Source organism: Nonomuraea cavernae (assembly GCF_040655715.1).
Classification (GTDB): domain Bacteria; phylum Actinomycetota; class Actinomycetes; order Streptosporangiales; family Streptosporangiaceae; genus Nonomuraea; species Nonomuraea cavernae_A.
Genome location: NZ_JBFAKL010000028.1, coordinates 1 through 22,149 on the forward strand (window position 1 = coordinate 1; position 22,149 = coordinate 22,149).

Annotated in this window: 17 protein-coding genes and 2 pseudogenes; 10 read left to right on the top strand and 9 right to left on the bottom strand. The window is 71.4% G+C overall.

The genetic code is table 11. The features are described from left to right. Nucleotides 1–205 precede the first annotated feature (205 nt). The 3 genes from AB0I38_RS31955 to AB0I38_RS31965 all read left to right on the top strand — a co-directional run bounded on the left by AB0I38_RS31955 (nt 206) and on the right by AB0I38_RS31965 (nt 2,600). Entirely contained in the window at nt 206–1,552 is a 1,347-nt protein-coding gene (locus tag AB0I38_RS31955; protein ID WP_358488273.1) for a TrkH family potassium uptake protein, read from the top strand. Beyond that, nucleotides 1,545–2,204 carry a potassium channel family protein gene (locus AB0I38_RS31960; RefSeq protein WP_358488278.1) on the top strand — a complete coding sequence of 220 codons (660 nt, stop codon included), beginning with the start codon at nt 1,545–1,547 and terminating at the stop codon, nt 2,202–2,204. The genes AB0I38_RS31955 and AB0I38_RS31960 overlap by 8 nt, the downstream gene beginning before the upstream one ends. A 108-nt stretch (nt 2,205–2,312) precedes the next feature. Further along, complete coding sequence (locus AB0I38_RS31965) at nt 2,313–2,600, top strand: HesB/IscA family protein (RefSeq protein WP_358488284.1); 288 nt, start codon at nt 2,313–2,315, stop codon at nt 2,598–2,600. Nucleotides 2,601–2,666: 66 nt separating this feature from the next. Here the strand turns inward: AB0I38_RS31965 and AB0I38_RS31970 are convergent, their stop codons facing one another. Then, entirely contained in the window at nt 2,667–3,647 is a 981-nt protein-coding gene (locus AB0I38_RS31970; RefSeq protein WP_358488288.1) for an acetylxylan esterase, read from the bottom strand. A 104-nt stretch (nt 3,648–3,751) separates the two neighbouring features. On the opposite strand from AB0I38_RS31970, the gene AB0I38_RS31975 reads away from it, so the two are divergent. Both AB0I38_RS31975 and AB0I38_RS31980 read left to right on the top strand, forming a co-directional pair. After that, nucleotides 3,752–4,027, top strand: a complete 276-nt coding sequence (locus AB0I38_RS31975) for a hypothetical protein (protein WP_358488290.1) — start codon at nt 3,752–3,754, stop codon at nt 4,025–4,027. Between the two features lie 39 nt (nt 4,028–4,066). Then, entirely contained in the window at nt 4,067–5,290 is a 1,224-nt protein-coding gene (locus AB0I38_RS31980) for an alpha/beta fold hydrolase (RefSeq protein WP_358488294.1), read from the top strand. A 38-nt stretch (nt 5,291–5,328) separates the two neighbouring features. On the opposite strand, the pseudogene AB0I38_RS31985 reads toward AB0I38_RS31980, so the two are convergent. Beyond that, a pseudogene (locus AB0I38_RS31985) lies at nt 5,329–5,388 on the bottom strand (hypothetical protein); the annotation flags it as partial. A gap of 62 nt (nt 5,389–5,450) precedes the next feature. Between AB0I38_RS31985 and AB0I38_RS31990 the strand changes: the two are divergent. From AB0I38_RS31990 to AB0I38_RS32000, 3 genes are all read left to right on the top strand, one after another. Next, entirely contained in the window at nt 5,451–5,759 is a 309-nt protein-coding gene (locus AB0I38_RS31990; protein ID WP_358488297.1) for a hypothetical protein, read from the top strand. Between the two features lie 108 nt (nt 5,760–5,867). Beyond that, complete coding sequence (locus AB0I38_RS31995) at nt 5,868–6,881, top strand: hydroxyacid dehydrogenase (protein WP_358488299.1); 1,014 nt, start codon at nt 5,868–5,870, stop codon at nt 6,879–6,881. 156 nt (nt 6,882–7,037) lie between these two features. After that, a complete protein-coding gene (locus tag AB0I38_RS32000) occupies nt 7,038–9,431 on the top strand; it encodes a penicillin acylase family protein (RefSeq protein WP_358488302.1) in 2,394 nt (797 codons plus the stop codon). Nucleotides 9,432–9,484: 53 nt separating this feature from the next. Here AB0I38_RS32000 and AB0I38_RS32005 read toward each other — a convergent pair whose 3' ends face one another. The 7 genes and pseudogenes from AB0I38_RS32005 to AB0I38_RS32035 all read right to left on the bottom strand — a co-directional run bounded on the left by AB0I38_RS32005 (nt 9,485) and on the right by AB0I38_RS32035 (nt 17,644). Beyond that, complete coding sequence (locus tag AB0I38_RS32005; RefSeq protein ID WP_358488306.1) at nt 9,485–10,594, bottom strand: ABC transporter ATP-binding protein; 1,110 nt, start codon at nt 10,592–10,594, stop codon at nt 9,485–9,487. Next, a complete protein-coding gene (locus AB0I38_RS32010) occupies nt 10,591–12,369 on the bottom strand; it encodes an ABC transporter permease (protein WP_358488312.1) in 1,779 nt (592 codons plus the stop codon). Before AB0I38_RS32010 ends, AB0I38_RS32005 begins: the two co-directional genes overlap by 4 nt. Nucleotides 12,370–12,435: 66 nt before the next feature. Then, nucleotides 12,436–13,509 carry an ABC transporter substrate-binding protein gene (locus tag AB0I38_RS32015; RefSeq protein WP_358488316.1) on the bottom strand — a complete coding sequence of 358 codons (1,074 nt, stop codon included), beginning with the start codon at nt 13,507–13,509 and terminating at the stop codon, nt 12,436–12,438. 187 nt (nt 13,510–13,696) lie between these two features. Further along, nucleotides 13,697–14,401, bottom strand: a complete 705-nt coding sequence (locus AB0I38_RS32020) for a response regulator transcription factor (protein WP_358488320.1) — start codon at nt 14,399–14,401, stop codon at nt 13,697–13,699. Between the two features lie 10 nt (nt 14,402–14,411). Continuing rightward, nucleotides 14,412–15,302: a sensor histidine kinase gene (locus tag AB0I38_RS32025; protein WP_358488324.1), complete on the bottom strand. Its 891-nt coding sequence runs from the start codon at nt 15,300–15,302 to the stop codon at nt 14,412–14,414. Nucleotides 15,303–15,548: 246 nt separating this feature from the next. Next, a pseudogene (locus tag AB0I38_RS32030) lies at nt 15,549–15,803 on the bottom strand (methyltransferase family protein); the annotation flags it as partial. 17 nt (nt 15,804–15,820) lie between these two features. After that, on the bottom strand, nt 15,821–17,644 hold the full coding sequence (locus AB0I38_RS32035) for a glycoside hydrolase family 15 protein (RefSeq protein WP_358488326.1): 1,824 nt from the start codon (nt 17,642–17,644) through the stop codon (nt 15,821–15,823). A 337-nt stretch (nt 17,645–17,981) separates the two neighbouring features. Between AB0I38_RS32035 and AB0I38_RS32040 the strand changes: the two genes are divergently transcribed. Together AB0I38_RS32040 and AB0I38_RS32045 are read left to right on the top strand one after the other, a co-directional pair. Further along, nucleotides 17,982–20,744: a cation-translocating P-type ATPase gene (locus AB0I38_RS32040; protein ID WP_358488329.1), complete on the top strand. Its 2,763-nt coding sequence runs from the start codon at nt 17,982–17,984 to the stop codon at nt 20,742–20,744. Next, a complete protein-coding gene (locus AB0I38_RS32045; protein ID WP_358488332.1) occupies nt 20,741–22,141 on the top strand; it encodes an MFS transporter in 1,401 nt (466 codons plus the stop codon). Before AB0I38_RS32040 ends, AB0I38_RS32045 begins: the two co-directional genes overlap by 4 nt. The last annotated feature ends 8 nt before the right edge of the window (nt 22,142–22,149 follow it).

The window sequence follows — 22,149 nt, forward strand, 5'->3', positions numbered from 1 at the left end:
ATGCCCGCAATGCTCCAGCAACGCCGCCTCCTGGGCAGGCGAGGGCTGAAGCCGGAAGCGGGACACGCCGACCAACCTACCGACCACCACCGACAGAAACAGGAAACACAAGTGCCCGACCATACCGCGTTCCCTCCCCACCCTGAAGGACGGGGCATCCACGCTGTAGGTGCTTGGTGACGGCTTGTTCGGAAAATCGCGCCGGGTGAGGTCATCTCTCCTCCTCTCTCGTTTCCACCATCCCACCCAGGTCATCGTGACCGGGTTCGGCGCCGCCGTGCTGGTGGGTACCCTGCTGCTGGCACTGCCGGTCGCGACCACGACGGGCGAGTCCGCGGGCTGGCTGACCGCGCTGTTCACCGCCACGTCCGCCGTGTGCGTGACCGGCCTGGTGATCGTGGACACCGAGGCGCACTGGTCGATGTTCGGCGAGGTCGTCATCGCCGGGCTGTTCCAGGCCGGCGGCCTGGGCATCATGACCCTGGCCACCGTCTTCGCCGTGCTGGTCGCCGGCCGGCTCGGCCTGCGCGCCCGCCTCGCGGCGCAGACCGAGACGCGCACGCTGAGCATGTCGGACGTGCGGCAGGTGCTGCGCAAGGTGCTGGTGTTCAGCCTGGTGTGCGAGACCGTGACGGCGGTGGTGCTCACCGTCCGGTTCATGACGGGCTACGGCGAGCCGTTCGGCCGTGCCGCCTACCTCGGGGCGTTCCACGCGGTGTCGGCGTTCAACAACGCCGGGTTCGCCCTGTGGCCCGACAGCCTGATGCGGTTCGTCGCGGACCCGTGGATCTGCCTGACGATCGCGGCGGCCGTGATCGTCGGCGGGCTCGGCTTCCCCGTGGTGTTCGAGCTGGCCAGGTCGTGGCGGCGGCCCAGCCGCTGGTCGGTGCTGACCCGGATCACCGTGTCCGTCACCGTGATCCTGCTCGCCGCGGGCACACTGGTGTTCCTCGGCGCCGAGTGGCACAACCCCAGGACGCTCGGGCCGCTCGACGACGGCAGCCGGCTGCTCGCCGCCTTCTTCGCCTCCGTCATGCCCCGTACGGCCGGCTTCAACAGCCTCGACATCACCGCGATGACCCCGTCCAGCTGGCTGGCCACGGACGTGCTGATGTTCATCGGCGGCGGCAGCGCGGGCTCGGCCGGCGGGATCAAGGTGACCACGTTCGGGCTGCTGGCGTTCGTCATCTGGGCCGAGCTGCGCGGCGAGAGCCGCGTCAACGTCGGCCACCGCCGCGTCCCCGAGTCGGCCCAGCGCCAGGCGTTGTCGATAGCCGCGATCAGCGTGTTCCTGGTGGCGACGTCGACCTACGTGCTGCTCGTGCTGACCCCGTACAGCCTGGACCAGGTGCTGTTCGAGGTGATCGCGGCGTTCAGCACGACGGGCCTGTCCACCGGGGTCACCGGCGAGCTGTCGCCGGTCGGGCACGTCCTGCTGCTGTTGCTCATGTTCGTGGGCCGGATCGGCCCGCTGACGCTCGGCTCCGCGCTCGCGTTGAAGGAGCGCCAGCGCCGCTACGAACTACCCGAGGAGCGGATCATCGTTGGCTGACAAGAGAAGCGACCCGGTCGTGGTGATCGGGATGGGCCGGTTCGGCACCTCGCTGGCGCTGGAGCTGGCCCGGCACGGCACCGAGGTGCTGGCCATCGACCAGCGTCCCAAGGTGGTGCAGTCGCTGGCGGGGCAGATCACGCAGATCGCCGTCGCCGACGCCACCGACATGGAGGTGCTGCGCCAGCTCGGCGTGCCCGACTTCTACCGCGCGGTCGTGGCCATCGGCGGCGATCTGGAGGCCAGCATCCTCACCGCGTCGCTGCTGGTGGAGCTGGAGATCGACGACATCTGGGCCAAGGCGGTCAGCAAGCAGCACGGCCGCATCCTCAGCCGGATCGGCGCCCACCACGTGGTGCTTCCCGAGCACGACATGGGCGAGCGGGTGGCGCACCTGGTGAGCGGGCGGATGCTCGACTACATGCAGGTCGACGCCAATTTCGCGCTGGCCAAGACGCGGCCGCCGAAGGATTACGTGGGCGCCCCCCTGGGCGAGTCCAACCTGCGCCGCAAGCACGGCATCACCGTCGTCGCGGTCAAGAGCCCCGACGAGGAGTTCACCTACGCCACGGCTGAGACGGAGCTCACGTACAACGACGTCATCATCGTGTCCGGCCGCACCGAGGACGTGGAACGCTTCGCTGAGCTGTAGGTCCGGCGCCTGCGGCGATCCGGAAAGAAATCCGACCAAGATGGTTGGGTCGCCCTGAGGCGGGAAGGGCAGGCAATTCATGTACGTCGACCGTGAGGAGGAGCCGTAGTGCTCACCCTGACCGCCAACGCAGCCCAGGCCATCCGTGACCTGACCGCGTCCGCACCTGAGCCTGAGCAGGGCGGCATCCGCATCTCGTCGCAGGGAGAGGGCTCGGGTTCGCTCACCCTTTCGCTGGCGACGCAGCCGGAACCCGCCGACGAAGTGGTCGAGACCGAAGGCGCCCGCGTCTATCTCGACCCTGTGGCCGCCACCGTCCTGGAGGACAAGTCCCTGGACGCCGGCGCCGACGACAAGGGGGCCGTGTCCTTCCTGGTGACCGAACAGAACGTCTGACCGCCGATCGCCGGGCCCGGCGCGGCGGAGGGGTCGTGCCGGGCCGGCGGCGACCGGCTGTCCGGATCAGCCGCCCGAGAGTAGCTTGCGCAGGTAGCGGAGCTGCTCCTCACGCTGGTATCCCGAGCCGCCCTCGTGGCCGTTCCAGGGCCAGACCGTGATCTCCTTCGGCCCCTGCCAGTGGTTGTAGGCGCCGAAGACCGTGGACGGCGGGCACACGTCGTCCATCAGCGCCACCGAGTACAACGCGGGCACCCGGCCGCGCGCGGCGAAGTTGAGCCCGTCGAAGTAGGCCAGCGTCGCGAACACCCGCTCGGCGCCGTCCCTGCGCGTGGCCAGGAAACGCACGATCTCCTGGTACGGGTCGCGGTCGGTGATCTCGACGGCCCGCCGGAAGTCGGTCAGGAACGGCACGTCGATGAGCGCCGCCTTGACCGAGGGGCGCAGCGCGGCCGTGGCCTGGGCGATGCCGCCGCCCTGGCTGACGCCCGACACCACGATGCGCGCGGCGTCGACGGCCGGATGGGCGGCGGCCGCGTCGACCGCCCGGACCGCGTCGGTGAAGACCCGGCGGTAGTAGTAGGTCTCGGGGTCGAGGATGCCGCGGGTCATCATGCCCGGCGCCTGGGCGTGATCGCCGCCGTGCGGGTCGCCCGTCACGCCGGGGCGCCCCGGGTTGGCGCCGCCGTGACCGCGCGTCTCCATGACGAACACCGCGTAGCCGGCGGCCGGCCAGAGCAGGTGGTCGTGCGGGAAGCCGCGGCCTCCGCTGTAGCCGATGTAGTGCATGACGCAGGGCAGTGGCCCGTCCGCGCCGCGCGGGGTCAGGAACCAGCCGTTGACGCGGTGCCCGCCCCATCCGGCGAACGACACGTCGTACACCTCGACGGCGGGCAGCGGCAGATCGTATGGGGTGAACGTGGCGGCCAGGTCGAACTCGCCCGCCTCGGCCAGGGTGCGTGACCAGAAGTCGTCGAAGTCGGCGGGGTCGTCCCGGTCGGGACGGTGGGCACGGAGCCGCTCGATCGGCAGGTCGAAAAGCGCCACGACACACTCCAGTCAGTCGATGAAATGCTGCCATTTCATCGCATGTCGTGATGTAAGCGCTATCCATTTCTCTGCGGCGCCCGCTCGTGGGTAGGTGCCGCAGCATGAACGATCAAGTGGTGCAGATCGCCCATCCCCGGCTTCACTCCGACCTGGTCATGGAGGTCCCGCCGGATCCCGGCGACTTCCTGCTGCTGTTCACCGACGGTTCCGAGTCCCGCGCGGCGGTGGTCGCCGACGAGACCGGCCGGCCGACGCTCAAGGCCGGCGCGTACATGACGCCCGACGGCGGGGTGGTCGACGCGTGCGTGTGGAGCGTGCGGGAGACCGTGCGGCAAGGCGAACGGGTCACCCTGCGGCTGGGCCGCCCGCTCACGTGATACCGCCCCCCGGGGAGAGCTTTGTACTAGTTTCGCCGTGTGCGTGTTCTCGCCCGGTGGGTCGTCCGGCTGCTGACCGGGCTCGTGGTGCTGGCGCTGGCGCCGGTCCTGGGCCTGGCGGCGCTGGCCGGGACGGCGATGCTCGGCACCGGCCCGGACGTCTTCACGACGGCCGGGCTGGCCGTGTTCGGCGCGGTGTTCTTCGTCGGCCTGCTGCGCTGCGTGCCCCGGCCCCAGGCCGCCTGGGGACGCTGGGTGCGCGCCGTGGCCGTCCTGGCCGTGGAGGCGGTGGTGGTCTGGCAGGTCACGGCCGCCCTCACCCACCCTCCCCCACCGGACGCCGCGCCGTCCCGGGTGTCCGGGCAGAAGGAGTGGCGGCTGGACACGGGGTCCCGGTTGGCGTACGTGCGGGTGATGCCCAAGCGGGTGACCCGGGCGGAGCCGGTCGTGTTCCTGCACGGCGGGCCAGGGCGGGCCGACCTGGCCGGCGACTCGGCCTTCTACGGCGGGCTCGCCGCCGACGGCTCCCAGGTGTACGTCTACGACCAGCTCGGAGCCGGCCGGTCGGCGCGGCTGGCCGACCCGCGAGGCTACGGCCTGGAGCGTGACACGGCCGACCTGGAGGCGGCCCGCCAGGCCATCGGGGCCGAGCGGCTCGTCCTGATCGGCCACGGCCACGGGGCCCGGCTCGCCGCCGCCTACCTCGCCGCGCATCCGGACCGGGTGGCCCGGGTGGTCTTCGCCGATCCGGCGAGCCTCGACTCCCCCGCCGCCGACCGGTCCGCCGCCCTGCTCGGCCCGGCCGGGACCGGCGCCGGGCCGCCCTCGACGCGCATGCTCGCCGTCTACACGCTGCTGCGGGTCGACCCGGCCGCCGCGCACGCCTTCGCCGGGGACGACGAGCTGGACGCCCGCCTCCCCCGGCCCGCCGGACCGCCCTGTCGCGCCACCTCGCCGCCGCCCGGTGACCTCGGTGGGTACGCGCACCTGGCCGCACGGCCCCTGCCCCGAGGTGTGCGGCCTGGTCTCGCCGGGCTGTCCGTGCCCGCCCTGGTCGTCAAGGGCGGCTGCGACGAGCAGAGCTGGTCGTCGGCCGTGGATTATCGGGGGGCGCTGCCCGGCGCACGGCTCGTCCACCTGGACGGCCCAGGTCTGGGCCGGCCGTACCTGAACGTCCTGCGGTCGTTCCTGACGGGCAAGCCGGTGCGGGAGTACGCCGCCGACACCCCGCCGCCCGGGGCGGCGCCGACCGCCTTGTCCTGATCGCCGTTGCCCCCGCTCACCCCGATCGCGCCCACGACCTGGCCCTCGTGCACGATCGGGAAGCCGCCCACGAAGACTGCGAACCTGCCGGGATGCATGTGGCTGATCCCGAAGGCCTCGTTGCCCGGGAGCGCGGGCCCGTCCGCAGAACGGATTCCTGATGACGTTCGCGATCCTGATCGTGGGCATCATCACCGGCCTGGACGGCTCGGGCTTCTCGGGCCTGCCGCTGACCGGCTCCCTGTCCGGCGCGCTCGGCCCGGCCGTCGGGATGGACCCGGCGACGCTGGCCGCCGTGAGCCAGATGGGCGCCATCTGGTCCGGCGGCGGGGTGCTCGTCGCCTGGTCCTCGCTGATCGCGGTGGCCGGGTTCGCCCGGGTGCCGGTGCTGGACCTGGCCCGCAAGGCGTTCATCCCGGTGATGGCGGGGCTGCTCGTGGCGGCCGTGTTCGCGGTCATCGTCTACTAGGGACGCCCCTGCCCGGGGCCGCCGCCGTCCGGGCGCCGGTCCCGGGCACGAGGCCGGGAGTACGGTGGTGCGCGAAGTCCCCGCATCCGGCCACAGGAGTTCATCACGGTGACACACCGGCCCGAGGTGCTCGTCGTCATGGCGGGCGAGACGTACCAGCGGTTGTTCGACGAGCCGCGCCGGGACCGGCTCGCGCGGCTGGCGGCGGTGCGCGACCCGGTCCAGGTGGCCGAGCTGGAGTCGGCGCCGGCGCGCGAACGGCTGGCCGAGGCCGAGGTGCTCATCACCGGATGGGGCTGCCCGCCTCTGACGGCCGGGGTGCTGGCCCGCGCGCCGCGGCTGCGGGCGGTCCTGCACGCGGCCGGCACCGTCAAGGGCCACATCACGCCCGCCTGCTGGGACCGGGGCCTCATCGTGACCTCGGCGGCGGCGGCCAACGCGATCCCCGTCGCCGAATACACGCTGGCGGCCGTGCTGATGGCCGGCAAGCGCGCCCACCGCTTCGCCGCGCTCTACACCGGCCACCCGGGCGTCTGGGGGCCGTGGCGCGACTCGCCGCCGAACCCGTCCAACTACCGGCGCACCATCGGCATCGTCGGCCTGTCCCACGTGGGCAGAAGGCTCGCCGCGCTGCTCCGACCGTTCGACGTCCGCGTGCTCGCCACCGATCCGCACGCCTCGGCCGCCGGCGCGTCCGCTCTGGGCGTCACGCTGGTGGAGCTGGAGACGCTGCTCGGCGGCAGCGACACGGTCACCCTGCACGCGCCGGAGCTGCCGGAGACGCGCCACCTGCTGGACGGCAGGCGGCTGGCCCTGCTGCCGGACGGCGCGACCGTGATCAACACCGCCCGCGGCAGCCTGGTCGACACCGCCGCGCTGACCGCCGAGTGCGTCGCCGGGCGGCTGGACGCGGTCCTCGACGTCACCGACCCCGAGCCGCTGCCCGCCGGGTCGCCGCTGTACACGCTGCCCAACGTCGTGCTGACCCCGCACATCGCCGGGGCGATGGGCACCGAGACGCACCGGCTGGCCGACGCCGCGCTGGACGAGCTGGAAAGCTTCGCCGAGGGGGTTCCGCAGCGGCACCCGGTCGCCGGTGGCGACCTGACGCGCATCGCCTGACCGGGTCACCGGCGCCGGGTTCGGGGGCCGGGTTCGGGGGCCGGGGCCTCGCGGTGGCGGCCGGGCTCGCGGCTGTGGCCGATCAGACCAACCCACGGCGGCCCCTTGGGCTGATTCGACGATGCACCGCCGCAGGCCCGGACGGACACTCGCGACATGATCCGACGCCTGTTATGCGCGCTGGCACTGGTGGCGGTGGGCGTGGTGGCACCCGCCTCGACCGCCCAGGCCACGGGCTACACCGCGACCATCCGCTACACCGAGTACGGCGTGCCGCACATCACGGCCACCGGCTACGGCGACGCCGGCTTCGGCCAGGGGTACGCCATGGCCAAGGACAACCTCTGCACCCTCGCCAACGGGTACGTGACCGTGCGCGGCGAGCGGTCGCTGTTCTTCGGCCCCGACGGCGACGCGTTCGGCGTGAACTCCGAGCCGCTGCGCGTGCCCGCCACCAACGTGTACTCCACGGCGAGCAGGAACATCGACAGCGACGTCTTCTTCCGCGGCCTGTTCGCCACCGGGAAGCTGGAGGAGGTGCTCGCCAAGCCGTACCCGCTGGGGCCCAGGGCCGAGGTCCTGGAGATCATCCGGGGCTACGTCGCCGGCTACAACAAGCTGCTCGCCGGCGGCGGCATCACGGACCCGCGCTGCGCGGGCAAGCCGTGGCTGCGGCCGATCACCGAGAACGACGCCTGGAAGTTCGTCTACGCCCGGCTCATGTACGGCGGCCTCGGCCAGTCGGCGGTGGGCATCGCGCAGGCCGACGCGGCACGCGGCACCTCGACCGAGGAGACGACCGAGGAGGAGGCCGTCGCCGCCGCCCGGAAGATGGTCTCCGAGCGGCAGCTCGGCAGCAACGCGGTCGCGGCCGGATCCGCCCTGTCGGCGAACGGCCGCGGCCTGCTGCTGGGCAACCCGCACTTCCCCTGGCACGACGGCCTGCGCTTCTGGCAGTCGCACCTGACCATCCCCGGCACGCTCGACGTGTCGGGCGGCTCGCTGCTCGGCCTGCCGGGCGTCCAGATCGGCTACACCTCCGGCGTGGCCTGGAGCCACACGGTGAGCGCGGCCTACCCGTTCGTCGTCTACGACCTGAAGACGGTGCCGGGCTCGCCCACCTCCTACCTGGTCGACGGGCAGATCGAGCAGATGACCAGCCGGTCCCTCGCGGTGCCCGTGCTGGGCGGCGGCACCGTGACCCGCAGGCTCTGGTACAGCCGCTACGGACCGGTCACCACCCAGGTGGGGCCGCTGCCGCTGCCGTGGGGGGCGATGCTGGCCTTCTCCGTCGCCGACGCCAACATCGACAACCTGCGGGCGGTCAACGCGTGGTTCGACATGGACCACGCGCGGAGCACCGCCGACATCGACCGGGCCCTGCGCACCAACCAGGGCATCCCGTGGGTGAACACGGTCGCGGCCGACTCCGCCGGCAACGCCTACTTCGCCGACATCCAGGTCGTGCCGAACGTCTCCGACGCCAAGGCCGCCGACTGCCTCACGGTGCTGGGCCAGGCCGTGGCCGGCTACTACCTGACCATCCTGGACGGCACGCGCTCCTCGTGCATGCCGGGCAACGACCCGGACGCCCTGGTGCCGGGCACGTTCGGCCCGGCCAACCAGCCGTCGAAGACGGTCCGGACGTACGTGCAGAACTCCAACGACAGCCCGTGGCTGGTCAACCACCACGCCGCCGACTGGTTCACCACCCTGCCCAGGGCCATGGTGAAGACGAACATCGCGCAGGACCTGCGCACCAGGTACGGGCTGACGGCGATCCCGGCCCTGGGCGGGTCGCTGACCCGGGCGTCGATGGAGGGGCTGGTCTTCTCCAACAGGTCCCACGCCGCCACCCTGACCCTCGCCGACACGGTCGCGATGTGCCGCAGCATGCCGCTGGGCTTCGCCCCGTCGAACGCCGGTCCGATCGCGGTGGGCGACTCCTGCGACGTGCTGGCGAACTGGGACGGGCGCAACGACGTGAACAGCCGCGGAGCGCTGTTGTTCCAGCGCTTCTGGGAGCGGGCCACGCTCGGGGCGACCCTGGTCGAGCAGGCCACGAAGAACCCGTGGAAGAACCCGTTCACGGCCACCGACCCGATCGGCACCCCCAACGGCATGGCGGCGGCGACCGGGCACCGCATCGACTTCGGCAACGCCCTGCGGGACCTGGCGTCGGCCGGGATCGCGTTCAACGCCAGGTTCGGCGACCACCACTACGCCACGCGGAACGGCACGAAGATCCCGATCCACGGCGGCGGCTCGACCGGCGGCATCTACAACGTGAACATCGCCCAGTGGGACCCTGCCAAGGGCTACACCGAGATGCTGCACGGCTCCAGCTACGTCCAGGCGGTGTCGTTCGACGGCGACTCCTGTCCTGACGTGCGCGGGTTCCTCACGTACTCGCAGTCGGAGAACCCGAACTCACCGCACTACGCGGACCAGACCGTGGAGTTCTCGGCCAAGCGCTGGATCACGCAGCGCTTCTGCGAGGCCGACATCCTGGCCTCACCGGCCCTCAGGACGGTGACCGTCACCGGCTGACCCGGCAAGGGGCCGGAGGCGTGCCGCCTCCGGCCCCTTGCGACGCGGCTCGGTCAGTCCTTGTTGAGGACGTAGGCCCGCCCCGGATCGATGGTGACGGTGACGTTGGTGCCCTCGGCGAGCAGGCGCCGCGGCTCCGGGCCGGGCACCGTCACCGCGAGCGTCCCGGCGTTCGTCTCCACCTCGTAGTCGACGCTGTGACCGTGGAAGGTGGAGCGCAGCACCGAGCCGACGCCGCCCTCGGGCGCGGCGGCCAGCGAGAGGGTCTCCGGCCGCACCATGAGGTACGCGGCGCCGTTGGCGCGCACATCCGGGTGGGCCGCGACCGTCATCTCCCGGCCCAGGGCGCTGATCACCGTGCCGTCCGCGTCCATCCGCTCCGGGACGACCTCGATGAAGTTGGCCCGGCCGATGAAGTCCGCGACGAACACGGTCGCCGGGCGGAAGTAGATGTCGGCGGGGGCGGCCGCCTGCTCGATCCGGCCCTTGTTCATCACCACCACCCGATCGGACATGGTCATCGCCTCGTCCTGGTCGTGTGTGACGTACAGGCTGGTGATGCCGAGCCGGCGCTGGATGCGGCGGATCTCGGCGCGCATGGCGCCGCGCAACTTGGCGTCGAGGTTGGACAGCGGCTCGTCGAAGAGCAGCACCTTGGGCTGGACGACGAGCGCGCGGGCCAGCGCGACGCGCTGCTGCTGGCCGCCGGACAGCTCGTGCGGGCTGCGGTTCTCCAGGCCGAGCAGGTTCATGCTGGTGAGGGCGATCTTGATGGCGGCCTCGGTCTCGTCCTTGCCGCGCCGCTGGGTACGCAGTCCGTAGGCGATGTTCTCGCTCACGGTGAGGTGCGGGAACAGGGCGTAGCTCTGGAACACCATGGCCATCGGGCGGCGTTGCGCCGGCAACGCGTCGATCACGTCGCCGTCGAGCCGGACGTGCCCGCCGGTGGCCTCCTCCAGCCCGGCCACGATGCGCAGCGTGGTGGTCTTGCCACAGCCGGAGGGGCCGAGCAGGGTGATGAACTCGCCGGGCGCCACGTCGAGCGTGACCGCGTCGACGGCGACGACGGGCGCCGTGCCGCGGCTCTCGAACGTCTTGGTCAGCCTGTCCAGATGGAGGCGGCCGGCGCTCTCGGAATCGGTGGTGACGCGCGTGGCGGTCAACGTTTGTGCCTTTCGGTGGAGCCGGCGACCCGGTGAAGTGTGGCGTTGCGTCCGACCAGCAGCCGGATGACCCCGAAGCCCGCGAGCACGATGGCGGTCAGCACCGTGCAGTAGGCGAACGCCACGCCGTACCGGCCGGTGCTCGCGGCGCTGAGGATCTGCGAGGTGATGATGCGGGTGCCCGGGGTGACCAGCAGGATGATCGTGGAGATCGAGGTCATGCACCGGGCGAAGCTGTAGCTGAGGCCGGTGAGCAGGGCGGGGCGGATCAGCGGCAGGGTGACCTTGCGGAACGTGCGCATCGGCCCGGCGCCGAGGTCGGTGGACGCCTCCTCCAGGCTCGGATGCAGCTGGGACAGCGCCGCCGTGCCGGTGCGCAGCCCGGCCGGGACCGAGCGGACGATGTACGCCAGCACGATGGCGATCGACCCGCCGGCGACCGCGCTGCCGCCGACCAGGCCGGGCAGCACCAGGAAGTCGCCGGCGTACCGGTCGGGCCGGTAGGCGAGCAGGTAGCCGATGCCGAGCACGGTGCCCGGCACGGCCACGCCGAGCGTGCCGGCGAAGTCGAGCCAGCCTCCGGCGCGCGGCAGGTGCCGGACCGCGAGCCAGGCGATGACCAGGCCGAACACGCTGGCGATGGGGGTGGCGACGATGGCCAGCGTGGCCGTGTCCGCGATCGCCTCCCGGCCGACGCCGAGCAGCACCTCGTGCAGGTGGGCGAAGGTGAGCGTGTAGTCCACGCCGAACACCCGGGTGACGCCGCCGGCGATGACGGTGCCGTACAGGGCCACGATGACCAGCGCCACCAGCACGGCCAGTCCGTAGACGGGCCAGCGGACCCAGCCGGTGATCAGGTGCACGCTGCCCGAGGGCTTGCCGGTGATGGTGGTGCGGACCTTGCGGCTCAGCCAGTAGCGCTGCGCCAGGAAGACCCCGATGGACGGCACCAGCAGGATCAGGCTGTAGACCGAGGCGCTGGTGGTGTCGTACTCGCCGGTGATGGCCAGGTAGGCGCGGCTGGCCAGCACCGTGTAGTCGCCGCCGACCACGAGCGGGTTGGCCAGGTCGGCGATGGCCTCGACGAACAACAGCAGGAACGGCGCGGCCAGACCGGGCGCCAGCAGCGGCAGCATCACGGTGCGGAAGATCCGCCAGCGGGACGCGCCCAGGGTCATGGCGGCCTCCTCCATGGCCGGGTCCAGGCCGCGCATCATGCCGAGCAGGCCCAGGTAGGCCACCGGGAACAGGGACAGCGCCAGCACGAACACCAGGCCGTCCAGCCCGTAGATGTCGTACTCCAGGCCGAGCAGGTCGTGGGTGATCAGTCCCCGTCGTCCGAACAGCACGATGGTGGCGGTGGCCACCGCGAACGGCGGGCTGATCACCGGCACGAGCGCGATGAGGTGCAGCACCCGCTTGCCCGGCACGTCCAGCCGGGTCTGCACGAAGGCGAACAGGAAGCCGATCGCGGTGCCGGCCAGCCCGACCAGCAGGCCGAGGACGAGGGTGTTCCACAGGATGCGCAGATCCACCGCCGAGGTGAAGAACTCCGCGTAGCGTGGCATCGCCTCCGCCGAGAACGCCGACGCCAGGACCGCGCCGATGGGGAAGACGGTGCCGATGGTGACGAGCACGACGCAGGCGGCGATCGCCAGCAGCACGCTCAGTTCGCGGCGCCGGCGACGGGGCCGGCGTCCCGGGCCGGGCGGGCCGGGCGGGCCGGCGGCGCCGGTGAGCGGCGGCGGGTCGGAGGAGTGGGTCAGGGTGGTCATGGTGGTTCTCCCGCTGGTGGTGAACCGGCCGGGGACGGGCCCTCGTACCACCCCCGGCCGGGGCTGTCAGTCCTTGGGGGCTTGCGCCACTTCGGTGTCGAACCGCCGGGTCAGGACGGACTTGACGGCGCCCGCGGCGACGCTGTCGTACTCGACGAGCTTCAACGTCGTCAGGTCGACGGTCTTGTCCGACTTCTTCGCGCCGGGGTTCGTCGGCGCCTGGTAGGACTTGACGGACGGCCCGATCTCCTGGGCCGCGGCGGTGAGCGCCCAGTCGATGTACTTCTTCGCGCTGACCGGGTTGTGCGCCCCCTTCACCAGTGCGACGCCGCCCACCTCGTAGCCGGTGCCCTCGGCCGGGAAGGTGACCTCCAGGTCGGTGAAACCCTGCTCCCGGGTCGCGACGCAGTCGTGGGAGAAGACGACGCCGACGCCGATCTCGCCGCGCGCCACCTGCTGCGCGGGCGCGGCACCGGACTTGCTGTACTGCAGCACGTTGGGGTGCAGCTTCCTCATGTACGCCAGCGCCCCGTCCTTGTCGCCGCCGTTGAGCAGCACCTGGGTCCACAGCGCCGTGTAGGCGGTGCCGGAGGTGGAGGGATGGGCGATGCCGACGTTCTGCTTGAGCGCCGGGTTCAGCAGGCCCTGCCACGAGCCGGGCGCCGTCACCCCCTTCTCCCCCAGCACCTTGGTGTTGTTGCAGAAGCCGAGCACGCCCACGTAGACGCCGGTCCAGGCGCCCGTCCTGTCCTTGTACCGGTCGGGGATGGCGGCGGCGTTCGGCGACACGTAGTCCTCCAGCAGGCCCTGGTCGGACGCGGCGGCGTACCCGTCGGCGGGGCCGCCGTGCCACACGTCGAACTCCGCGTTGGCCCGGCCTGCCTGGATCCTGGTCAGCGCCTCGCCGCTGGACAAGCGGACGAACTCCGCCTTGACGCCCGTCGCGGTGGCGAAGCCCTCGGCCATCGCCGCGCACCACTCCTCCGTGGCTCCGCAGGCCACCGTCACCTTGCCGGTGTCCGCGGCGGCCGTGCCGGCCGGGCCGGTCGAGGTACGGGCGCAGCCGGTGACGGCCAGCGCGATCACGCCGGCCAGCGCCGGCAGCGACCGCCGGGCGCGGCCGTTGAGGGGTGGAGTCATGGGGGGCCTCCTGGGATCGACCGGCGCCGGGGCGGGCGGGCCGCTTGGTTGGTGTGTACCGACGGTAGGCCCGCCGCGCACGCCCCTCCGTAACAGCGCCGTGAGCGTTGGTAACAGCGCCGTCACCTGCGACGCGCCAGGGCCCGTCGCCCCCGGAGGGCAGGTGGGCGTCCCTTCGCCCGCCCTGCTAGGGCCCGTCGTCGCCGGGGGCCAGGTGCGGCATCATGTAGCCCACGCCGCGCACCGTCTGGACGTACCTCGCGGCATCGTCGCCCAGCGTGGCCAGCCGCGACCGCAGCCGATACACCGTGGTCTTGACCACGTCGCGGCCGCCCACCAGATCCGCGGTACCCCACACCGCGCGCAGCAGGTCCTGCCACGACTGCGGGCTGCCGCGCCGCGCCGCGAGATGGGCGAGCAGCTTGAACTCGGTGTACGGCAGCTCCAGCCGCCGGCCGGCCACCGTGACGGTGTGCGACGAGGAGTCGACGACCAGGTCCCCGACCCGCAGCACCGCTCCCTCTCCGCCGCCGCGGCGGCGCCGCACCAGCGCCTGCGCCCGCAGCGCGACCTCCCGCGGGTGGAACGGCTTGGTCACGTAGTCGTCGGCGCCGCGCTCCAGCCCGGCGATGATGTCCTCGTGCTGCGCCAGCGCGGTGAGCAGCATGATCGGCACGTCCGACCTGGCCCGGATCCGCTCGCAGAGCGCGAGCCCGTCGAGCGTCGGCATGAGCACGTCGAGCACCACCAGGTCCACGTCATAGGTGCGCAGCACGTGCATCGCGGTCGCCCCGTCGTGTGCCGTGTGCACCCTGAAGCCCTGCGTCTGCAGCGCGAACTCGACGATCGCCGTCATCTGCGGTTCGTCGTCGACGACGAGAGCGGTGGCCATCGCGTCCCCCTCAGCCGGGCAGGCTCAACAGAAAGGTGGTGCCGTGCATGGACGTGGTGTCCACCAGAATGGACCCGCCGTGCAACTCGACGATGGTCTTGGTGATGACCAGGCCGAGCCCGGTGCCGTCGGCCAGCGGGCGTCCCGTGGCGAACCGGTGGAACAATCGCCGGCGCTGCTCCCGCGTCATCCCGGCGCCGTCGTCGGTGACGTACACCGCGATCCCGACGTAGGTCCCGGTGTCGATGACCGCCACCCGCACGTCGATGCTGCCCCCGACGCTGGTGAACCGGCTCGCGTTGGACAGCAGGTTGGTCAGCGCCTGGGTGAGCAGCAGCGGGTCGGCGGAGATGTCGGGGGTGACCTGCGGGGTGTCCAGCGTGATCCGCTGCCGCCGCTCGGCGCACAGCGCGCGCATCGCGGTGACCACGTCGCGCGCGATCACGGACACGTCGATCCGCTCCAGGCGCGGCGTGAACAGCCCGGCCTCGATCTTCGCCTGGATGAGCAGGCTCTCGCACAGCGCGATCACATGCGCGCACTGCCGGTCCACCACGGTGAGGAACCGTTCCTGCGCCGTGGTCAGCGGCCCGGGTGTCCGTTCCACCAGCAGGTCCACGGCCCCCTTGATCATGCTGAGCGGGGTGCGCAGCTCGTGGCTGAGCGACGTCACCTGCTCGGCCCTCCGGTCGACCAGCTCGCCCAGCCGGTCCAGCTCGGCCTGCTGCGCGGCCACGATCCCGCGCAGCCCCGCCACGGCCAGCCCCGCCCCGCCGACGAACCCGGCGACCCCCGCCGCCACCGGCCACGGCCCGGCCAGCACCGCGGCGACGGCACCGGACGTGCCGGCGAGTCCGGTCAGCAACGGCAGCCGCGGGAAGCGGGACACGACTCGCCGCACGACTCGGGACAACCTGCCTGGTAGCGATGCTGATGTGATCTCCATGTCGCCTCGCAGCGAACATATCAGCACACTTCACCCAGCCAGCGGGCGTATGGACGAGCCCGTCACCGCAGAGCGTGATCTGCCGTTCTTCGCATCGTTCGAGGCCGAGCCGACCCTCGCTGGGCGGGATGAGGAGATTCTCCGCTCAGAGCTGGGGCGCTGACGTGCTCCTGTGCGGCACGGGTGTCCTTCTTGCCGCTGCTATCCGCCGACGCGTGGGTGGATCGTGGGCCACCAGCCGGGCACGGCCGCGCGGTAGCGCTCGTAGTCGGCGCCGAATCTGCGGCGCAGCGCCGGCTCCTCGTAGAAGCGGGCGAACAGCACCACGGGCACCGCCACGGCCACGGCGTAGAGCAGCAGCCGCCCGTCGCCGAACAGCATGGCCTGCCCGATGACGCAGCCGAGGACCGCCACGTACATCGGGTTGCGCACGTACCTGTAGAGACCGCCGACGACGAGCCGTTCGCGCGATTTTAGTCGCCGTGGTCGAGCTGCTCGTCGAGGGCCATGGCCGCGGCGACGAGCGCCAGGTGGGTGAACGCCTGCGGGAAGTTGCCCAGTTGCTCCCCCGACGGGCCGATCTCCTCGGCGAAGAGGCCGACGTGATTGGCGTAGGTGAGCATCTTGTCGAAGGCGTAGCGTGCCTGCCGCACCCGTCCCGCGCGGGCGAGAGCCTCGACGTAGAGGAAGCTGCACAGGTTGAACGTCCCCTCGGAGCCCTGCAGCCCGTCCGGGGAGGCGTCGGGATCGTAGCGGTAGACGAGGCTGTCGCTGACGAGCTCCTGATCCATGGCGTCGAGGGTGCTCAGCCAGGCCGGGTCGCGGGGGGAGACGAAGCCGACCCGGGGCATGAGCAGGAGCGAGGCGTCCAGGACGTCGGTGGCGTAGTGCTGGACGAACGCCTGCCGCCGCGCGTTCCAGCCGCGCCGCACGATCTGGTTGAAGACGGTGTCACGCGTGTTCGTCCAGCGGAAGACGTCGGCGGGCCGGGAGTAGGTCGTCGCCATGCGGATGCCACGGTCGAAGGCGACCCACGTCATCAGGCGGCTGTAGGTGAAGTCCTGGCGTCCGCCGCGAGTCTCCCAGATGCCCTCGTCCGGGCGGTCCCAGGTGTCGGCCAGCCAGTCCAGCAGCCGGACGAAGGACCGCCAGCCCTGGATGCCGCCGATGTCCTGGGCCTGGGCCAGCGCGTCGGCGGCCTCGCCGTAGATGTCGAGCTGGATCTGGTCGGCGGCGGCGTTCCCGGCCCGGACCGGGGCGGACTTCTGGTACCCCTCCAGATGGTCGAGGATCTCCTCGGTCAGGGCGGGGTCGCCGTCGATCCGGTACATGATCTGCAACGGCTCGCCGGAGGCCGTGCCGCCGGCGTCGAGGCGCTCACGCAGCCACCTGCGGAAGGCATAGGCCTCCTCGGTGAAGCCCAGGTCGATCAGGGCCCTGACGGACAGGGAGGCGTCGCGGATCCAGGTGTAGCGGTAGTCCCAGTTGCGCTCGCCGCCGATCTGCTCCGGCAGGCCCATGGTGGCGGCGGCGATCGGCGCGCCGGTGGGCGCGTACGTGAGCAGCTTGAGGGTGATCGCCGAACGGTTGACCATCTCCTGCCACCGCCCGCGGTAGCGGGAGGCGCGCAGCCAGTCGAGCCAGAAGTCGTGGCACGCCTCGATGCTGTCGCGCACCTCGGCGCCGGTCAGCGGGCTCGGGGTGTGGGCGCCGGTGCGGTCACCGGTCAGCGTGATCGCGGCCGTATCACCGGCCTGGAGGATGAAGTCGGCGACGACGTCGTCGCCGACGGCGCGCAGGGTGATGCGGTCGCTGGCCCTCAGGTGGAGGTCCATGCCGGGACCGTGGAAGAGGGCCGAGCCGTCGTCGAGCATGGTGAGGGTGTGTGTCGCCCGCGCGTAGTCGAAGCGGGGGCGGCAGGCGAGGGTGAAGGGCATGCTGCCACGGACGACCCGGGCGACGCGCACCAGGCGGTGCCGGTCGGACGGGGTGGCGGAGGAGTTCGGCTCCATGAAGTCGGCGACCTCGCCGATACCGCTCGGCGCCATGTAGCGGGTCACCAGGATCGCGGTGTCCGGCAGGTAAAGCTGCCGGACCGCCTCCCCGGCGATGATGTCGAGGTCGGCGGCGAACCGGAAGTGGCCGCCGCGCTCGCTGTCGAGGAGAGAGGCGAAGACGCTCGGGGAGTCGAAGCGGGGGGTGCACCACCAGTCGATGGTCCCCGTGCCGGAGACGAGGGCGGCGGTCTGCAGGTCTCCGATCATGCCGTGGTCCGCGATCGGCGGATAGTCGTTCATGGGTGCCTCCGTCCCTCGCCGTGAACCTCGGGTGGCTGCCTCCGGGCGTGCAGTGCGGCCGCCGAGGGGACGGAGCAACTGCTTCCAGGCTACTCCGCCCGGATATGGCCAGAACAGCCTCAACGCTCCGGTTCCGAACACCATGATTACCCAGCCCCAGAAAGGGACATATAGCTATTTCCAAGGATGTTTCTTCGGGCAGGGCTGTAGGTCCCCCCATGGGTACGCGTTTCCACCGGGACCGGCCCGGCGGCCTTTTCGCAACGCAATGGAGATTCGATGAACAGGGCGGACGTCGCGTCGTTGTCCCCCCGGAAGGGAAGGGACCGGGTCCGTCGTGGAACGGGGGCATGACGGCCACCGCGCGTGGCACGCACTCGACACAGCGACGGTGATCCAGGAGCTCGGCGTCCACCCCGACCGCGGTCTCAACGCCGAGGACGCGCGCGACCGCCTCCAATCCCACGGCCCCAACAAGCTGGAGAGCCGGAAGAAGGAGTCGGCCGTCCAGGCGTGGCTGCGCCAGTACCAGGACTTCATGCAGATCGTGCTGCTCGCCGCCGCGGCGATCAGCCTGGTCGTCACGCACGAGGTCGGGACCTCCGCCGTCCTCGCCGGGCTCACCGTCTTCAACGCGGTGGTGGGGCTCCGCCAGGAGGCCAAGGCCGAGGAGAGCGTGCAGGCACTGTCCCAGATGATGAGGACGGTCGCCCGGGTCCGCCGGGACGGCCAGGCCGTCGAGATCGACGCCGAGGAACTGGTGCCTGGCGACGTGGTGCTGGTGGAGGCGGGCGATCGGGTGCCGGCGGACGGCCGGATCTGCCTCGCCGCCGCTCTGGAGATCGAGGAGTCCACCCTGACCGGCGAGAGCGTGCCGGTCGCCAAGAGGACCGACCCTGTGCCCGGGGAGGACGTACCGCTCGGCGACCGCACCTGCCTGGCGTACATGAACACCTCCGTCACCCGGGGGCGCGGCGAACTCGTCGTCACCGAGACCGGGATGGGCACCGAGATCGGCCACATCGCCGGCCTCCTCGCCGCCACGGAGGCCGAGAAGACGCCGCTGCAGAAGCAGCTCGACGGCCTTTCCAAGATCATCGCCACGATCGCCGGGATCGCCCTCGCCCTCGTGGTCGTGCTCGGACTGCTCAAGGGAAAGCCGTTCGATGTCCTGTTCATCACGGGCGTGGCACTCGCGGTCGCCGCCATCCCGACGGGCCTGCCGGCGGTCGTGACGGCGTTGCTGTCGATCGGCACCCGTGAGATCGCCCGCCGCAACGCGATCATGAAGCGGCTGCCGGCGGTGGAGACCCTCGGCTCGACCTCGATGGTCTGCTCGGACAAGACGGGCACGCTGACGCTCAACAAGATGACGGCCCGGGAGATGGTGATCCCGGGGCTGAACCGCTACACCGTGTCCGGCGAGGGGTACGGCACCGCCGGGGAGATCAGGCACGTCGGCGGGGCGCACGTCGACCTCGACCCGTACCTGCTGCCGATGGTCCTGTGCGCGGACGCCGTCCTGGACGGCGAGAACCTCATCGGCGACCCGACGGAGGGCGCGCTGATCGTGCTGGCCGCCAAGGGCGGCCTCGACGTCGAGAGCACGCGGGGCGCCTACCCTCGTGTCGGGGAGGTCCCGTTCGACGCGGACTACAAATTCATGGCGACCTTCCACGAGATGACCGGCCCGGGCGGGAAGCCGGTCATCCGCTGCTACGTCAAGGGCGCCCCCGACGTGCTCATCGTCCGCGCCGCCTCCTACCGCTCCCCTGACGGGTCGCTCGTCCCGGTGACGGACGCCAACCGCCCGCTCGCGCTGGAGGCCAACGACCGCATGGCCGGGGCCGGCGAACGGGTCATGGTCGTGGCCCAGCGTGACCTCGACCCGGCGGCGTTCGACCCGGGCGGCGACCTGTTCGGCCTGGTGCGGGACCTGACGCTGCTCGCGATGGTCGGGATCGTCGATCCCCCGCGTCCGGAAGCCAAGGCCGCGATCGCCATGTGCGCGCAGGCCGGCATCCGGGTACGGATGATCACCGGCGACCACGTGACGACCGCAGGCGCCATCGCCGGCGAGCTCGGCATCCCCGGCCGGGCGATCACCGGCGCGGAGTTCGCGGCCATGAGCGACGACGAGCTGCGCGAGCGGATCGACGACATCGGGGTCGTCGCGCGGGTGGCCCCGGAGGACAAGCTGCGCCTGGTACGGCTGCTCAAGCAGACCGGCAACGTGGTCGCCATGACGGGCGACGGCGTGAACGACGCCCCCGCTCTGAAGGCCGCGGACATCGGCGTGGCGATGGGGATCACCGGCACCGAGGTGTCGAAGGAAGCCGCCGTCATGATCCTCACCGACGACAACTTCGCGACCATCGTCGGCGCCGTGGAGTACGGGCGCGCGCTCTACGACAACCTGCTCAAGTACCTGCGCTTCCAGATGTCCACCCTGGTCGCCTACATCGCGATCTTCATCGGGGCGGCGGCCTTCGGGATCGCCGGCGGCATCCCGCTCACCCCGCTGCAGATTCTGTGGGTGAACATGCTGGTGGACATACCGGTCGCGATCGCCCTGGGGTTCGACGAACCGACGCGGGGCCTCATGCGGCGCGCGCCCCGGCCGGTCGGCGCGCCGGTGCTCTCACAGGGGAACTGGGTGCGGCTGTGCGTCCAGGGGCTCGTCATGACCGCCGGGTCGCTGGCCGCGTACCAGATCGGGGCCCGGCAGGGCGGCGCCGTCGCGGGCGCCACCATGCTCCTGACGACGCTGTCGCTCTTCCACGTCGCGGCCGGGCTGCTGGCGCGCGACCAGGTGAACACGGCCTTCGCCCGCGCGTCGCTGCCGGGGCCGACCCAGCTGCGCCGGTACGCCCTCGCGCTGATCCTGATCGTCGCGGTCACCGAGATCGGGCTGCTGCGGCGCGTCTTCGGGACCACGGAGCTGAGCGTGGGCCAGTGGGCGACGTGCCTGGGGCTCGCGCTGAGCCTCGTGGTGATCGAAGAGCTGATCAAGTTCGTGCTGCGGCACCGCGTGCCCGCGGGCCAGGTCCCCTCGGTCCGCGGAGAGTCGATGCCGGTCACACCGGAGAGCCGGCCGTGACCAGCACTCCCACCGCCCCGGGCTCGGGCGCCTCGTCGCGGAGCCTGCTGGTGCCCCTCGCCCTCGCCCAGTTCGTCTGCAGCTTCGCCGGCTCGAACATGAACGTGATGATCAATGACATCAGCGAGGACCTCGGCACGACCGTGAAGGGCGTGCAGATCACGATCACGCTGTTCCTGCTGATCATGGCCATTTTCATGATCCCGGGGAGCAAGCTGACCGACCGCTGGGGTCGCAAGCGGTGCTTTCTCCTGGGCCTCCAGCTCTACGGCGCGGGTGCGGTGCTCAGCATGGTCGCGCCCGGTCTCGGGATCCTGATCCTCGGTAACTCGGTGCTGGAGGGTGTGGGCACGGCGCTGATGATCCCGCCTGTCTACATCTTCGCGACGCTCGCCTTCCGTGACACCGTGTCGCGGGCCCGGGCCTTCGGCGTGATCAGCGGGATGGGCGGCATCGGCGCCGCGGCAGGACCGCTGATCGGGGGGCTCATCACGACGGCCATCAGCTGGCGGGCCGCGTTCTTCTTCCAGACCATCGTCATCGCGGTGATCATCCTGCTCAGTCGCCGGATCGTCGATCCGATCGAGCCGAACGCGGACCGTCCCTTCGACACCATGGGGGCGGTCCTGTCGGCGGCCGGCATGTTCTTTGTCGTGTTCGGGATTCTGCAGGCTGACAACAACGCGGCGCTGATGGCGATCCTGCTCTCGCTCGGGGTGCTGTTCCTGCTGTGGTTCGTCGCGCACGTGCGCTCGTGGGAACGCGCGGGCAAGGAGCCGCTGTTGTCGTCCGGCCTGTTCAGGGATCGGACGTCCAATCTCGGCCTGGTGACGCAGAACATCCAGTGGACGCTCCTCATGGGCACGTCGTTCGTCGTCGCCGTCTTCCTCCAGACCGAGCGCGGCTACAACGCGATCGAGACGGGTGTGATCTTCACCCCGGCGACCGTGGGCGTGCTCGTCTCCTCGCTGGCGGCGGAGCGTCTCGCCGCCAGGCGCTCCCAGAAACTCCTGATCGTGACGGGCTTCGTCGTGACGGTGATCGGGATCGCGACTTTGCTCGCACTGGTCAGGGTCTCGTCGAGCGTGATCGCCTTCGGTCCGGGGCTGCTGCTGATCGGCCTCGGCCTGGGGGTCATGCTGACGCCCTCGGTCAACATCGTGCAGTCCAGCGTCCCCGAGAGCCGGCAGGGCGAGATCTCGGGGCTGTCGCGCAGCGTCTCCAATCTCGGCTCGTCGTTCGGGACGGCGATCGCCGGGACCATCCTCGTCGCCGACCTGGTCTCCGGGAACCGGTCCTATGTCCTGGCGATGGCCGCGCTGGCGGTCTTCGCCCTGATCGGCCTCGCCGCCGCCATCCGCCTTCCCTCGTCCACACGGCCCGGCCCGGCAAGGTGATCCGGACG

Bases quoted from the DNA above. Each gene is read 5' to 3' on its own strand.
- AB0I38_RS31975 (WP_358488290.1), top strand. From the start codon at position 3,752: ATGAACGATCAAGTGGTGCAGATCGCCCATCCCCGGCTTCACTCCGAC.
- AB0I38_RS31990 (WP_358488297.1), top strand. From the start codon at position 5,451: ATGACGTTCGCGATCCTGATCGTGGGCATCATCACCGGCCTGGACGGC.
- AB0I38_RS32000 (WP_358488302.1), top strand. From the start codon at position 7,038: ATGATCCGACGCCTGTTATGCGCGCTGGCACTGGTGGCGGTGGGCGTG.
- AB0I38_RS32010 (WP_358488312.1), bottom strand. From the start codon at position 12,369: ATGACCACCCTGACCCACTCCTCCGACCCGCCGCCGCTCACCGGCGCC.
- AB0I38_RS32015 (WP_358488316.1), bottom strand. From the start codon at position 13,509: ATGACTCCACCCCTCAACGGCCGCGCCCGGCGGTCGCTGCCGGCGCTG.
- AB0I38_RS32020 (WP_358488320.1), bottom strand. From the start codon at position 14,401: ATGGCCACCGCTCTCGTCGTCGACGACGAACCGCAGATGACGGCGATC.
- AB0I38_RS32035 (WP_358488326.1), bottom strand. From the start codon at position 17,644: ATGAACGACTATCCGCCGATCGCGGACCACGGCATGATCGGAGACCTG.